11 protein-coding genes are annotated in these 13,384 nt (G+C 43.0%); 5 read left to right on the forward strand and 6 right to left on the reverse strand.

The genetic code is table 11. The features are described from left to right. Nucleotides 1-120: 120 nt before the first annotated feature. On the forward strand, nucleotides 121-1,125 hold the full coding sequence (locus AC5ZC7_RS08880; protein ID WP_496162823.1) for a winged helix-turn-helix domain-containing protein: 1,005 nt from the start codon (nucleotides 121-123) through the stop codon (nucleotides 1,123-1,125). Here AC5ZC7_RS08880 and AC5ZC7_RS08885 read toward each other — a convergent pair. Continuing rightward, nucleotides 1,122-2,027, reverse strand: coding sequence for an alpha/beta fold hydrolase (locus AC5ZC7_RS08885; RefSeq protein WP_496162824.1), 906 nt, complete (start codon nucleotides 2,025-2,027; stop codon nucleotides 1,122-1,124). The genes AC5ZC7_RS08880 and AC5ZC7_RS08885 overlap by 4 nt on opposite strands. Nucleotides 2,028-2,123: 96 nt before the next feature. On the opposite strand from AC5ZC7_RS08885, the gene AC5ZC7_RS08890 reads away from it, so the two are divergent. The 3 genes from AC5ZC7_RS08890 (at nucleotide 2,124) to AC5ZC7_RS08900 (ending at nucleotide 5,086) form a co-directional block, all read left to right on the forward strand. Beyond that, nucleotides 2,124-3,101 carry a helix-turn-helix domain-containing protein gene (locus AC5ZC7_RS08890; protein ID WP_496162825.1) on the forward strand — a complete coding sequence of 326 codons (978 nt, stop codon included), beginning with the start codon at nucleotides 2,124-2,126 and terminating at the stop codon, nucleotides 3,099-3,101. Nucleotides 3,102-3,410: 309 nt separating this feature from the next. Beyond that, nucleotides 3,411-4,283, forward strand: coding sequence for a helix-turn-helix domain-containing protein (locus AC5ZC7_RS08895; protein WP_496162826.1), 873 nt, complete (start codon nucleotides 3,411-3,413; stop codon nucleotides 4,281-4,283). A gap of 65 nt (nucleotides 4,284-4,348) precedes the next feature. After that, nucleotides 4,349-5,086 (forward strand): SDR family NAD(P)-dependent oxidoreductase, encoded by a 738-nt coding sequence (locus AC5ZC7_RS08900; RefSeq protein ID WP_496162827.1) that lies wholly within the window; start codon nucleotides 4,349-4,351, stop codon nucleotides 5,084-5,086. A gap of 191 nt (nucleotides 5,087-5,277) precedes the next feature. On the opposite strand, the gene AC5ZC7_RS08905 is transcribed toward AC5ZC7_RS08900, so the two are convergent. Continuing rightward, nucleotides 5,278-7,158 carry a hypothetical protein gene (locus tag AC5ZC7_RS08905; protein ID WP_496162828.1) on the reverse strand — a complete coding sequence of 627 codons (1,881 nt, stop codon included), beginning with the start codon at nucleotides 7,156-7,158 and terminating at the stop codon, nucleotides 5,278-5,280. Nucleotides 7,159-7,486: 328 nt separating this feature from the next. Here AC5ZC7_RS08905 and AC5ZC7_RS08910 point away from each other — a divergent pair, with 328 nt between their 5' ends. Next, the gene (locus AC5ZC7_RS08910) at nucleotides 7,487-8,227 is read left to right on the forward strand and encodes a hypothetical protein (protein WP_496162829.1); all 741 of its coding nucleotides are present in this window, start codon (nucleotides 7,487-7,489) and stop codon (nucleotides 8,225-8,227) included. Between the two features lie 119 nt (nucleotides 8,228-8,346). Here the strand turns inward: AC5ZC7_RS08910 and AC5ZC7_RS08915 are convergent, their stop codons facing one another. The 4 genes from AC5ZC7_RS08915 to AC5ZC7_RS08930 form a co-directional block, all read right to left on the reverse strand. Next, a complete protein-coding gene (locus AC5ZC7_RS08915) occupies nucleotides 8,347-8,697 on the reverse strand; it encodes a hypothetical protein (RefSeq protein ID WP_496162830.1) in 351 nt (116 codons plus the stop codon). Between the two features lie 49 nt (nucleotides 8,698-8,746). After that, nucleotides 8,747-11,419 carry a carboxypeptidase-like regulatory domain-containing protein gene (locus AC5ZC7_RS08920; protein WP_496162831.1) on the reverse strand — a complete coding sequence of 891 codons (2,673 nt, stop codon included), beginning with the start codon at nucleotides 11,417-11,419 and terminating at the stop codon, nucleotides 8,747-8,749. Nucleotides 11,420-11,511: 92 nt separating this feature from the next. Further along, nucleotides 11,512-12,507: a FecR domain-containing protein gene (locus AC5ZC7_RS08925; RefSeq protein ID WP_496162832.1), complete on the reverse strand. Its 996-nt coding sequence runs from the start codon at nucleotides 12,505-12,507 to the stop codon at nucleotides 11,512-11,514. An 87-nt stretch (nucleotides 12,508-12,594) separates the two neighbouring features. Continuing rightward, nucleotides 12,595-13,167 (reverse strand): RNA polymerase sigma-70 factor, encoded by a 573-nt coding sequence (locus tag AC5ZC7_RS08930; RefSeq protein ID WP_496162833.1) that lies wholly within the window; start codon nucleotides 13,165-13,167, stop codon nucleotides 12,595-12,597. Nucleotides 13,168-13,384: the final 217 nt, after the last annotated feature.

Here is a 13,384-nt window from a genome sequence, read left to right on the forward strand (position 1 = left end):
CCGTTTTTTTTGCATCAGATTTGTAAATAACAGCCTTGGCGTCCTGTTTCTGCGGAGCCGGTGCGAGCGAATAAATTACGCCTGCCAACAGCAGAACCATCAGGCTGTAAAAAAGTTTTTTTGTATTTTTCATATCATATCAAAGTTGATTCAGCGAAAATACTTCGATATCTTTCAGCCCGGGGAACCTGGATTGTAAATAGAAATGTAAACTTTGTAAATAAATGTCAATGTATGTCTGGTAGCGGAAATCATCTCTCCGGGAAACGCAGGTACCTGGGTGGATTTTTAATATTCTCGCTTATTGCTGTAGTCTGCGCGGCTTTTAGTTTGACCGGCAATAACGATTTTGATATCGCCAGGAGGGAAGTTTTGCTCCGCCGGATCGGACATGAAGTGCTCTTACAGTCGGGCGACAGTACCTCAAGGGTGCTTCCGGTAAAAAAGATCGGTGACAACGAATATCAAATCAGTTTTGAGCATGATCTTACTTTTCAACCGGATTCCCTGGTGAATACTACCCGGCGTTTGTTGGGCAAAGACCCGCTTGCAGGTGACTATGTTGTTAATGTGCTGAACTGTAGCAGTTCCAGTGTTGCTTATGGATACGCGGTATCCAAAAACACAAAAGATGATATTGTGGCATGCCTGGGAAGAAAACAACCCAGGGCCTGTTACCTGATCAATGTTAAATTCAAATCGACAGGTATAAATATGGCAAAGAATGGATATTTGCTGGGCAGTCTGCCACTTTTGGCACTTGTTGGTTTTATGTTTTTTAGATCTGTTAAGCCGCGGAAACCCGCACCTGGAAGTCAGCCGGCCAGGGCTTTCACTTTTGGCTCTGTGTTGTTTGATGAGGAGAAACGGCAGTTGATAATAAATGAAAAGACCATAGACCTGACAGGAACTGAAACACGTCTGCTGCTTATATTCGCAGCGTCTCCTAACGAGATCATAGAGAGAAGCCGGTTGCAAAAAGAGATTTGGGAAGATGAAGGTGTGATTGTTGGGCGTAGCCTGGATATGTTCATATCAAAACTTAGGAAAAAACTGGAACCTGATCCAACTTGCAAAATTGTGGTGATACGCGGCAAAGGCTATAAGCTTGAAATTAGCGCTTAAGAAGCATCTTTTTGCGCGGTATATATTGGTAAACGATCCTGCAACTTAAAAAAATCTAAAAGGACTTCCGCCACTTTTAACGGTTGCTCACTATTGTCTGCCGCAATATGGCCTAGTCCTTTTAGATAAATACGCCTGGCATCGGGTATGATTTGTTGTAAGCTGTCGAGGGCCATCTCTAAATAATCTATGCTTTTGGTGCCGCCCAACAACAGTATGCTTGGCTGTATATCCTTGATTTGCGGTAACAGCCGCGCGGAATCGTTAACAACAATATGGTCCTGACTAAAGTTTTCCACCAGTACCCGCAGCGGAATTTCATCTTCAACAGGTTTTTTGGACTGGCTTTTCATTTGCCAATTGATCAATGGGGCAGTGATGAATGAGGGAAGTTTACTAAATAGCGAATTATCGCCTGTGCCTTTAAGGATAGCAACAAAGGCCCGGCCATAATTATTATCCTTCAGGGCTTTTTGATAAACCCCGTTTATTTTATTGAATGGGTGTCCCGCAATAGCCAATGGCGGCTCGTAAAGCGCTATTTTTTGTAAACCTTTTTCCAGCAATAAAGCCTGTAATGTAATAACTGCACCGGAGCTTAATCCGAAAATGTTAACTGTTTTCGTCTGGTGGATGATAGCAAGGAGGTCATTTGCTTCCGTCAGCAGGTCATCACCTGCCTGATAGGGGCCGCTTAAACCCCGGCCCCGGCGATCTGGCAAATAAACAGTGAAGTTGGCCGACAACGCTTTAGCCAGTTCCGTGAAATTCAGGGAGGATTGCAGAGCACCATGTAATAATATCAGACCAGGGCCATTTCCAATTTGCCGGTAACCAATACGGATACCATCGGCAGAGAACACCCAGCCATTTTTAAATCCTTCCGTAAGTTTTGTTTGCATTTCTGACTTGTTATATCTATTTTATTCCTTAAAGAAACAAATTTAAGGGCTGGGTATCCAATAGGAGGGCATCAAACGGATTTATATGTACCATTTATGGAAATCAGGGGAAAAATAAGCAGTTACGCAGAAATGCCGCCGGTTAACAGGGAATCCGTGCTCGCGGTAACGCGTGGAACCACACAGCAGGTCACTGTTTCCTCCCCGGGGAACGAGCAAAAGTTAACATTTGTGGTAACAGACACCATGGGTATCGTCGACAAAACTGTTATTACGGATACCCAAACAGCTGCTGTTCGTCATAAAAACTGGATGCCAATGGTTGAACTCAATTTTATGCTGGCGGGCACAGCAGGATTGGGATACGCTCATCCATTGCCTGCCAGTACAATGACAGCAGGAGACCATCAACTATTATTCAACCCATCCGGGGAGGAAACGAACCAGATCATGCATGGCGGCACCCATCGCTTATTTTCAGCCCACCTGCTACCGGATTATATGGCTGGTCTTATTTGCGGTTATTTGCCGGAATTGACGCCATTGGCAGAAAAGATCGCTAACAGGGAGCCCTTCGTATTGCAATCGCCTTCAAAGGCGCTAAGTGGGGATTTTAAATATTTCTTTGCTACTTTCTGGGATGCACCCTTAACTCCGGGATTAGGTAAACTATACTTTGATGCGAAGATCCTCGACCTATTATGCCGTCAATGTGAAATATTGACCGGGCATCAGCCCAAAGACTGCCAGGTATCCAAAGCGGACCTGGAGAAGGTATATCATGCACATGCCCTGGTGTTGGGGCATCTTCGAGATCCGCTTTCACTATCCGCACTCTCCCTGCTTTGTGGACTCAATGAGTTTAAATTGAAAAAGTATTTTAAACAGGTTTTCGGCACAACCGTTTTTGGAATATTACAGGAAGAAAGATTGAAAGCAGCCCGGTACCTGATTAAAGACGGTGAAAAAAACATCTCCCAGATTGCTTATGAACTGGGCTATGCCCACCCACAGCATTTTCATCGGGCGTTTAAAAAACGTTTCGGACTAACGCCTACCGAACTATTAAAATAGGTTTCCCGCCGATGCTAATACGCAGTCAAAGAGGTAAGAAATTTTTCCATACATTTGGGCTGGTTGGAAAGTTTCCCGTATTTTACTGGTATAGTTAAATGACTTTCCCAATCGTAATTATCAGTATTGAAAGGTAGTTGACATGATGACTAAAATCTGGCTTGACTAAGGCGCTGTATAAAAATCCGGTTGTAAAAAACAAATTCATGGACCTGCTCCTCCCTGGGAAGATCATTTGTTTTATAAAGGCTTTGATACTTTAACACCTTTCCCAATCAAAAATTACCTGCAAACTTTTGAGCAAATAATATGAAAGGAAAAAAAGAAAAACAAGAGGGATCGCAGCATGATGAGCTGGGAATAAAGATTCGCTCAAACGATAATCCATATCTTGCTCCTGATATTCAACAAAAAGTGCTGCAACCTCGCAGATTATCTGCTTATTTTATTGTATTAATTGAAAGCGGTTCCATTACCTACAATATAGACTTGCAAGACTTTACGCTTGCCGACGGGCACGTGCTATTTGCAATGCCCAATCAAATTTTTACGCCACCCGCTAAAACTGACGATCTTAAATATTTCAAGCTGCTGTTTGATGAAAATACATTGGGATTGTTGCCGCAACAATTCTCTTTTCTGGTCAACCCCTTAAACGCACAAACCATAGTGCTCGACAGTGCTGCAAAAGAAAGAGTAATAAAGGTTTTTGAAATTTTAAATCAGCTACTTTACGTAGATAAAGATGCAACCGACACTGAAATAATATTAGCTTATCTGAACTCATTGCTATCAGAATTAAACAGCGCTTATTTCAAAAACAAAGAATCCGTCAATATCTTAAACACTAACCTCTCAAAGTTTGTCGAGTTCAAATTAGTCGTGGAAACGTCCCTTACCGAGCAACCATCTATTAACGCAATCGCAGAAAAGTTAGCTTTATCTACAAACAGTTTATATCGGATTGTAAAAGAATATGCCGGAACATCGCCAAAGGATTATTTCATTCACCGTTTGATGTCCGAAGCGCAGCGGAAATTACGCTACTCCAATACTTCTATCAAGGAAGTGGCCTATGAACTGGGCTTTAATGACCCCGATTATTTCTCAAAGCTCTTCAAAAAGAACACAGGAAAAAGTGCAAGTGAATTTTTGCCCAGGCAAGATTTGTCGGGGAAATAAATTGAATTGTCCATTTCCGCTATTTTTTAGCCCGCTACTTTTGCTTTATAAAATTCATACAAGAAATGAAATTTGCATTAGTAACAGGAGCTAACAAAAGCATAGGCTTTGAAGTTGCGCAGCAGCTTGCTCAAAAAGAAATTTATGTTTACCTCGGCAGCCGTAATTTAGAAAATGGTGTGGAAGCCGTTGCTAAATTAAAAGCGAAGGGATTAAACAATGTAGAAGCTATTGAGCTGGACATTACAAATGATGAATCAGTTAGTAAAGCCCGTAAAGCAATAGGCAAAAAAACAAAAGTGTTGGACATACTGATTAATAATGCGGGTATTTATGGTGGTTACCCACAAACCGCACTTGACGCAACTATTGACCAGTTTAAAGCAACTTATGATGCAAATGTTTACGGCGCGGTGCGGGTTACACAGGCATTTATTGATTTATTGAAAGAATCGTCCACACCCCGTATTGTAAATGTAAGTTCAAGCCAGGGCTCCATTACCCTGCACAGCGATCCAACCTATAAATACTACGACTACAAAGCCGCGGTATATCTTTCTTCAAAATCAGCCCTGAACATGTACACCGTTGTTTTGGCGTACGAATTTAAAAATACCAACTTCAAAATAAATGCCGTTTGCCCGGGATATACTAAAACAGATTTTAATGGACATCGGGGCCCCGGAACGGTTAATGATGCGGGAAAGCGGATTGTAAAATATGCGCTGATTGACAATGATGGCCCAACAGGAAAATTTTTTAGTGAGGAAAATAATCCTGTGACAGGAGAAATACCTTGGTGACGAAGATGCAGCATAAGTAAGAAAGCCTCCCAATGAGGAGGCTTTCTATTACGTGTCCGGGGCAGCTTCGCATGGTTATCCGTGATAATAAAATGCGACCTGCCATCTTAAACTTTTAGTACTAATTTTCCAAACACATTACCAGAGTCCAATCTTTTTATGCCGGGGAAGCCCTCCGGGGTAATAACTTCCTATTTCGGCTGACTGGTAATAACCCAGTTAGCCCCGTCACTTTGCACGGTGATGCGTGTGGTAGCAGATAAAGCAGGATTTCCCCAACTGGTATAGGTGCTCCCCCTGTATATTACAGCTGGTGAAAACGTAAAACCATTGTTGGTGAGGTTCGCTGATTCATCTACAATAACATATTCACGACCTGGGTTGGCTGCCGCCGCAGGAAAGGTAAGCACAGGGCTTCCGGCGACAGATCTGTTAATAAGCGTGTAGTCGTTAGCGGTAACCGTATAGCTGGCTGTAATGACACGAATCGCTTTTATGCTACCAGTTTGACTTACACTCCCGGTAACAGTGGCCGTTCCCGCCACTGTGATGGGGGCTTCCAGTTTTACCACTGAAGCATTTATAGACAGGGGAATTGATGTAGCTCCTTTTTGGACGCTGAAAGTGAAGGTGCTTAAAGCGGTGTTAGGCAATAGGTGTCCCGCCGCGCCGTTGGAAAAATATCCGTTGTCGTAGATATGTGTACCTGCGGAATCTACCAGCAGTGTGCCAAAATTGGGAGAAACTGAGTTAGAGCCGCCAATCACCCTGGTGGGCAGGTAAAGGTTGCCGTTGGGGTCTACCGATTGTATAATACCACTGCCGCTGGCAAAGCCCAATTCAACTGCCGGAGCTGTTCCTGGAGACGTAGGAGAAGGACGCCCTTTGAAGCGGCCGGAACCTGCCCATTCCTGGTTGCCGAGGCCATCAAGTCTGGACACCAGGTTGTTACTGGCATACCATTTAAAACCATTGCTTACCGAGGCATTGGGTATGCCCATCCAAAGGGCTGTACCTTCCATACCAATGGCCCAGTCAGTTGCAGTGGCTGAAACACCGTCCCACAAAATAATTTTGGTACCTGGGCTGGAGGTGTTAAAAGTTGGGGCGCCGAGTCCGCCAAGTGCAAAGGAGATAATATTGGAAGTGCTATTAGTTAAGGCAAGTAATCCGGTACTCAGTTTTAATGCCGTTGGAGACAATATGAACTGACTGCTGTTGGGAGCACCGGCTCTCAGGTGTACATTGTTATTTTCGCTGGTTAGATAAGCATCTCCGGCGATAGTACCTACATAGCCTGTCCGGGTAATAGCATTGGCTAAATCAAACTCAAAAATCGCAGTGTTGGTCGCAGCGGTGGTATTGTTCCCAATGATACCAGACGTATTGGCGCCTTTAAAGCCATTGGCCATGGTAACTAAACCAGTGGATCTTTTTATTTGAAGGGGAGTGCTCAGGTTAACCCCCGTGTTGGAATAATTTTTTATCATCAGGTCACTACCTGTGTCACCAGCGCTTTCTGTAACATTTTTGAAAAGGACCCAACGTAGATTGGTGGGAGAGAGGTTCCCGTTGTATAACTGCAGATCGCCAACACCTGGTCCGGCGGTAGCCCTCAGGGTGGCGCCCGACAAAAAGCCGCTGACCCATCCGTTGGCGTTTGTCTGCGCCGCAGTATTTTGATTTTGTATATAATCGGCTGCGTTAAAGGACGGAGCCGGGATACTATATAGCAATCCCTTTTTTCGATATACAATATTATCTCCGGAACGGTAAATGGTATCCAGACCAGAGATGCCCGTTAGAGAGCCCAGGTCGAGTGTATCTTGTCCTGTTATAGCAATCTGGCTGTTACCGATTTTTTCCAGTCGGACTTTCCTGAACTCTGTCCGGCCTTGCCCTTTATTGTAGAGAAAACCAGTAACGCCTTGTGTGCGGTTTTCCAGGATGAGTTCTGCTGTGTCACATACATTATAGATGCGAACACTATCGGCACGGATCTGATAAACATTTTGGGCAAAGCTTTTTATGCTGGCCAGCAGCATGGCACAAATCAGAAGCGGGTATTTCATAGGTAAATAGGTGATATTAATGCATACAGGGATAATATCAAATGTAGGAAAGATAAATTAATGTGTCAAATAGTGGTAGGGATCTCACAGCTATCTGGATTTGCAACAAAAAAAAATATTTTTTTTAATTCCCCGAATTTTAACCGAAGTTCTTGTTTCTCATTCAGGTATCTGGCGAATAGAGACCCCATTAAAGCAAAGTATAACAGCGGTCAGTTAATCATGTAGCCTGATAACAGTAAGGCACACTAGTATTGTGATGATTTTAAAGCCTACAAATATGATAGCGTTGTAGGTTATTATATGGAATTAACCCAAAATCTAACCAATGAGACACTCAAAAACCCGTGTTAACTCAGCTATTACCTTGCTGTTAACCATCCTTGTCATCACCAGCTGTAGAAAAGAAGACAAAACTTCTCCTGTAGCACCACTGCAACCTGTAGCCCAACAAGCTGTTGAAGATCACCTGACGATTACTCCAGAACGTCAGAAAGTGATCGACTTCTTCAAGAAAAACCAAAATGCCCGTGGCGAGGCATCAGGAGCTGTAGCCGCTGCTAGCTACCGCTCTTTTACCATCAATTACTCAGGCTCCGTTCCCAGTGATATCAAAGCGCTGGTAAACGGGGAAATTGACCAACTGTATGCTACCAGCACTAGTAGTACCACCAAATCAAGAATGAGAGGTGCCCCCATCAATGTATACTCCAGTCCCGGAAGTGGCGATCTCTTCTACAATAACGGGAACGTATATATTGTAAATTTCGCTACCTATCGCAGCGTGCATACCGCTCCGGGCAATGTAATCTTTCATGAATTGATCCATTACCTCCACGATCAGTGGATATCCGGTGGCTTCAACAATTCTACCATCTACAATCTGTACGTAAACTGCTACTATTCCGGTGTGTATCCTTCCGGTTCTTACGTGCTCTCCAACCAGGCAGAATATCTGGCAGTATCTGCCGAAGCCAATTACTGTAATACTAACAGGCCTCCATACAATGCGTCAACACTCGCATCTTCTGACCCTGATTGCAGCAATTATCTGTCGACAAACTTCTAAGCATTTGTTGAGTTAATTTAAAAACGGTTACCCAAAAGTGAAGTGCCCCCAAAAGTTGTCTAACCTTTTGGGGGCACTTCATCTTCGAGGACACCCTCTTATAAATGATACCTTTTGCATTAATTATTCTGCGCTCCCGCATCAATCCAGCAGGTAATAATTGCTTTTTGGATTGCTGTAAAAGTGGTATCACGGGGCATTGTTCCATTTGCTACTGCGACGCGAATGGCTGCCCGTGAATTGAATATCTGCGAATAAGTTGTCAATTCGCCTGGGCCGCTGGTGCTGCCAGCTGCATGACAACCGCTTTTGGCGCAACTGGATATGATTAAAGGTTTCACGTTAGTCGAAAAAGTAGTGGTGATGGAGCCACAATCTACTTCCCCGGGATTAAGATTATCGACCCCCTTTTTCTTACATGCAATTACCAGTATTATAACAATACATACTAAACCAAAAAATTTTTTCATATAAAATGTTTTAATAGAATTTATTAATCTTATGCTGCCGCCTAATACATCAAAACTCAACTTTAAGGTTGAGAACCGGAATAATACCCAGATCTGTTACTGTTGGGTCAAGATGTATGAGATTCCTTGGGTCAACGTTGGGCTCTACTTCAAGAACATTTTCCCGGTTAGTGATATTCTGTACATCCAACGATAATATCCACGAATAACGTCGGTTATTTTTTCTGAACTTTAAACCGGCATCAAATCGTATATATCGGGACATATGCTGACTATACGTTTCCTCTGGTGGAAAAAACAGATAAGATTTTCCACTATTATCAGTGACCACCCGACCTGGTGAATAACGGAAGCCGCCGTGGGAAGTAGCTCTTACATTAATGCTGAACGTATTTTGTTTAAGGGTACCTGTATTGAAGTCCTTACCAGCCAGTGCGTTCACCAGGTAGTTAGTGTTAAAACGGGTGTTATATGTTTTACCATTGGCCGGCTTGTACTTTGAATCGAACAAGCTGCCGGAGAGCAGGAAATAGTAGTTTTTTGAAAAGAATTTTTCCACTGTTATCTCGATGCCTTTATTATATCCCTTTCCCTTGCTTGCATAAGCTGCGTCTGTCAAGCCGTACAAGTTGTTAATAGTGGAAATAATACTTCCGGGGCTGTCGACGACAGGAATGTGATATAAGTACTGGTAATATATCTCTGCTTTTAATCTAAGGTTCTTTGAAAGCAATTTTTCATATCCAAGTACATAGTGCATGGCTTTCGTAAGCTTCAAATTCATATTGGGCTGAGTGGTTGCACCGCCAGGTTCTTTTATCCTGGTAAAATACATCGAGATGGGTTCAATTCTTGAATGCATACCAAAGCCAAAACTCAAGAAGCTATTGCTTCCTGTATTCAATTTCGCGCTGAGCCGTGGCTCAATGGCGTATTTATGATTCAGTAAAAAGTTGGTTGCATGCAGACCACTATTGATCTCAAGGTTTGAGGACAGGCGATACTTCCATTGAAAAAATCCTTCTATCGACCCCGTATTGCCATGCTGATCCAGGTACACCTGGCTAACGCGATGCTGGTCATACTGCATTCCATAAATCGAAAAGAAAAAATGGCTGTAGGTCATACCTGCCCTGACAACGCTCCCGGAATTAAATTTATGGTTCACTGAAGTGGTGAATCGAATGGTGGGGTAGCTATAACGGCTGCTGTCTTTAGGCCAAAAGTGATAATTGTTGTCCAGTTCTTTGCTTGTCAAACGATCTGATTGATAGGAAAGTGCAAGCGTTGATTTAAGATAGGTTTTTTTATTTGGCAACAACAGTGTATGCTTCACACCTAGCACTCCAATCTGATGGTATTCAACCTTGTCGAGCTGTGTGCCTGGGTCCCGGCGCCACATCATTGAGTCATTGGAGCTGTAATAACCTGTTTTACTGATACCGCCGATACCAAAGATAGAAAATTCACCTGCCTTCCGGGTAGGGAGATTGATATGCATACTGAAGTCCTGGAATATAGGTGGTTTCTGGTTGTCTGGCAGGTGGATGATACCTCCTTCGCTCAGGAACTGAAGGTTGCCATAACGATAGTTCAGCAAGTAGGAACTTTTTTTATTCTTTGATATCGGCCCTTCCAATGAAGCCTCGGAACCTATCACACCCACTTGCAGGCCATATTCGGCTTTGTCGGAATTTCCTTTGCGCAAATTAAGATCCATGATACCTGCCAGCGCATTTCCATATTCGGCAGGGAAGGCGCCTGTAAAAAAATCAAAATTTGAAAGCATACCTGCACCCACTATGCTGAACAGGCCGCCAGCATCTCCCTGTCCTCTGCTAAAATGGTTAGGAGCCGGGATTTCTACGCCCTCCAGCTTCCATAATAATCCACTGGGAGCATTGCCGCGAATAATGATGTTATTCCTGCCATTTCCGCCCGATAATACTCCGGCCAAAGCACTGACCATGCGTGCCGGATCATTGTACCCCGCAGCATATCTGGACGCATCTTCCGGGGTAATCACATGTGCACTGACCGTTGCCATTGAATTTAATGCACGGTCTCTGCTTTGACTTTGGCTAACGACCACTTCCCGCAAGGTTTTAACTGATTCCTGGAGTTCGATCGTCAGAAATGTTTCTTTGCCTGAAACCACTATAATATCCGCAGCTAATTGTTCCTGGTAACCAATAGAAGAGAACTGCAGGCTTTGCCGGCCTACCGGAATTTCCAACAGAAAAAAGCCATTACTATCGGTAATGGCGCCCCTTGCCATTGAGGCATTTAAAACTGTAACACTCACATTTGCCAGGGGCGAATGGCTTTCTTTATCCACCACTTTCCCCTTAATAACCTGTGTCAGCCCAGGTACATCTGTTCTTTTTGTAGATGCCGGGGCGTTCTTCGAAAGCAGGACCATGTTATCTATCACACGGTATTTAATGCCCTTTTCAGCAAACAGCAGGAATAGCACTTTTTCTATAGAATGATTTTTGAAATGGATCGATACGCGACTTTCTTTTAACAAAGGCACGAGCTCCAGGCTATATGAAAAGCGATACCCGGAATGCTGCTGAATAGAATCCAACGCAGATATAAGCGGTACGTTGTTCAGATCTAGCGTAATGCGTTCGTTTTGTGCAAGAGCAGGTACGGTTGTGGCAAAGAATAGAAGAAGGCTCTGCAAAGTAGCAGCAGCCATCCATCGGCTTTTTTTCATACTTTTGTTTAGATTTAGTCAATAATGCTTGAACGCTTTGTTGATGGAATTACAATAGCCGGTAAATATGCTCGTAACATATTGCCGGTTTTTTATTTTCTGGTGATCAATATTTCATTTCCCTGGATCTGGTAACGTATAGGCGCAACAAAACATAGCATATCCATAACTTCCGTTACTGTTTTTCTCTTGGAGAAAGTGAAATTATATCCGACGGTGTCGGTTACTGAGGAATCTATCGAAAAATGTACCTGGTATAATTCAGATAATTTGTTGACAATAGTTTTAAGGCTGGCGGCGCCCAGCGTTACCTGCCCATGTCGCCAACTAGTATAGGCATCAGTATTTACATTTTGCACCGTTAGTTTTTGATCGCCTTTTTCAAAGCGGGCGATTTGCCCCGGCGCAAGAACTGCAAGTTTATTTCCTACACTGTCGTCAATAGCGATTTTTCCCCTTATTAATACTGCTTCGGCCTGACTTTCCCCCGGATAAGCCTGAACATTGAAGCTGGTGCCTAATACTTTAATATTTATGTTCGAGGTGTGTATGATAAAGGGATGGGATGAATCATGAGCTACATCAAAATACGCTTCACCTTGTAGAGATACGGTTCGTGTGTCATTTAGGAATTGACGGGGATATGATATGGTACTATTGCTATTCAACCATATCCGGGTTCCATCACTCAGCACTACCAGCTTACTACTGTCTGTATGCTTTACCGAAGCGGTGAGCCAGGTTTCTGTGTTTTTATTAAAATGATGATGCACCAGGAAGAACCAGGCAACAGCCATTGCACCGATGAATATCGCGGCATAACTACCCCATTGCAGGTATATTTTCCTCCTGGGTTGCCCGCTGTTACGCCGAATATTTTCAGTAAGGACGGCGAGGGATTTGGCCAGCTGCTCCTCAGAACCGAAATATTCTATCCTGGAAGCATACCATAATACCCGGGTTTCATAAAACAGATGACGGTTTTGTTCGGAAGCCTCTAGCCAGGCTTCAAAAGACTGCTTCTCTTCCGGAGAACAGGTGCCTTGCAGATACCTGATCATTATTAGTTCGTTAAGCTGTTCGCTCATCTTATACGGCTTTTCTACCTGTTATAAGACAGTTGACCCCACAAAAACCTCCATATCCCCCCAAAAAAAAATTGCTGAGGTCAGAAATTATAAGAAATTCATTAACAAGGCTTTGAGATGAAGAAGTGTTCTCCGTAATGTTTTCAAGGCATGATTAATATGCTTTTCAACAGTGCTGACCGAAATACTCATCATTTCGCTGATCTCTTTGTTTCTGTAATCATCGAGGTAACTTAATTTGAACACCTCCCGGCATTTGTCAGGGAGACTTTCTATTGCCTGGTGGACCTCGTCCCTTAATTCATTATTATATAATTTGTGAATGACCGGATTCTTATCAGGATCACACAGAAGGGCTTCTTGAATTTTTAATGTATATTCAATTTCCTGTTGCTTGCCATGTCGCATTTTTAAACTGCTCAGTGTATTAAGAGAACGATTATATACTGATTTGAACAAGTAGGCCTTAATGGAGGTATGAATGTTAATTGTATCTCTATTTTGCCAGGTTTGGAGAAAAACATCCTGAACAACGTCTTCCGCAGTGGTATCTCCTACCAATAAACCGGCATAAGCTCTCAATGCGGGATAATGCTCCCTGAACAACTGATTAAAGCTTTCTATTTCGCCCTTAAATGGCAATTGATAACTCATTTCCATATCCAAAGAGTATTGAACATACTAATTAGCACACATACAAATTTTACGATAAGATATCTTAAAATTAACTTTTGACGGATTTTCATTTCGAACTAATTATATCAACTTATCAAGTTAGTTGCTAATGGTGATTGAAACAAATTATCTGTGAATCCTTTTCAAAGTATGTAAGGGAATAAATCAGGAGGTAGGTCAAAATAAAAAAGGACAGGATGGT

The organism is Chitinophaga sp. 9-1-y, from assembly GCF_059511905.2.

Coding starts and splice junctions, on each gene's coding strand:
- AC5ZC7_RS08895 (WP_496162826.1), top strand. CDS start 3,411: ATGAAAGGAAAAAAAGAAAAACAAGAGGGATCGCAGCATGATGAGCTG.
- AC5ZC7_RS08925 (WP_496162832.1), bottom strand. CDS start 12,507: ATGAGCGAACAGCTTAACGAACTAATAATGATCAGGTATCTGCAAGGC.
- AC5ZC7_RS08910 (WP_496162829.1), top strand. CDS start 7,487: ATGAGACACTCAAAAACCCGTGTTAACTCAGCTATTACCTTGCTGTTA.
- AC5ZC7_RS08905 (WP_496162828.1), bottom strand. CDS start 7,158: ATGAAATACCCGCTTCTGATTTGTGCCATGCTGCTGGCCAGCATAAAA.
- AC5ZC7_RS08885 (WP_496162824.1), bottom strand. CDS start 2,027: ATGCAAACAAAACTTACGGAAGGATTTAAAAATGGCTGGGTGTTCTCT.
- AC5ZC7_RS08920 (WP_496162831.1), bottom strand. CDS start 11,419: ATGAAAAAAAGCCGATGGATGGCTGCTGCTACTTTGCAGAGCCTTCTT.
- AC5ZC7_RS08900 (WP_496162827.1), top strand. CDS start 4,349: ATGAAATTTGCATTAGTAACAGGAGCTAACAAAAGCATAGGCTTTGAA.
- AC5ZC7_RS08915 (WP_496162830.1), bottom strand. CDS start 8,697: ATGAAAAAATTTTTTGGTTTAGTATGTATTGTTATAATACTGGTAATT.
- AC5ZC7_RS08890 (WP_496162825.1), top strand. CDS start 2,124: ATGGAAATCAGGGGAAAAATAAGCAGTTACGCAGAAATGCCGCCGGTT.
- AC5ZC7_RS08930 (WP_496162833.1), bottom strand. CDS start 13,167: ATGGAAATGAGTTATCAATTGCCATTTAAGGGCGAAATAGAAAGCTTT.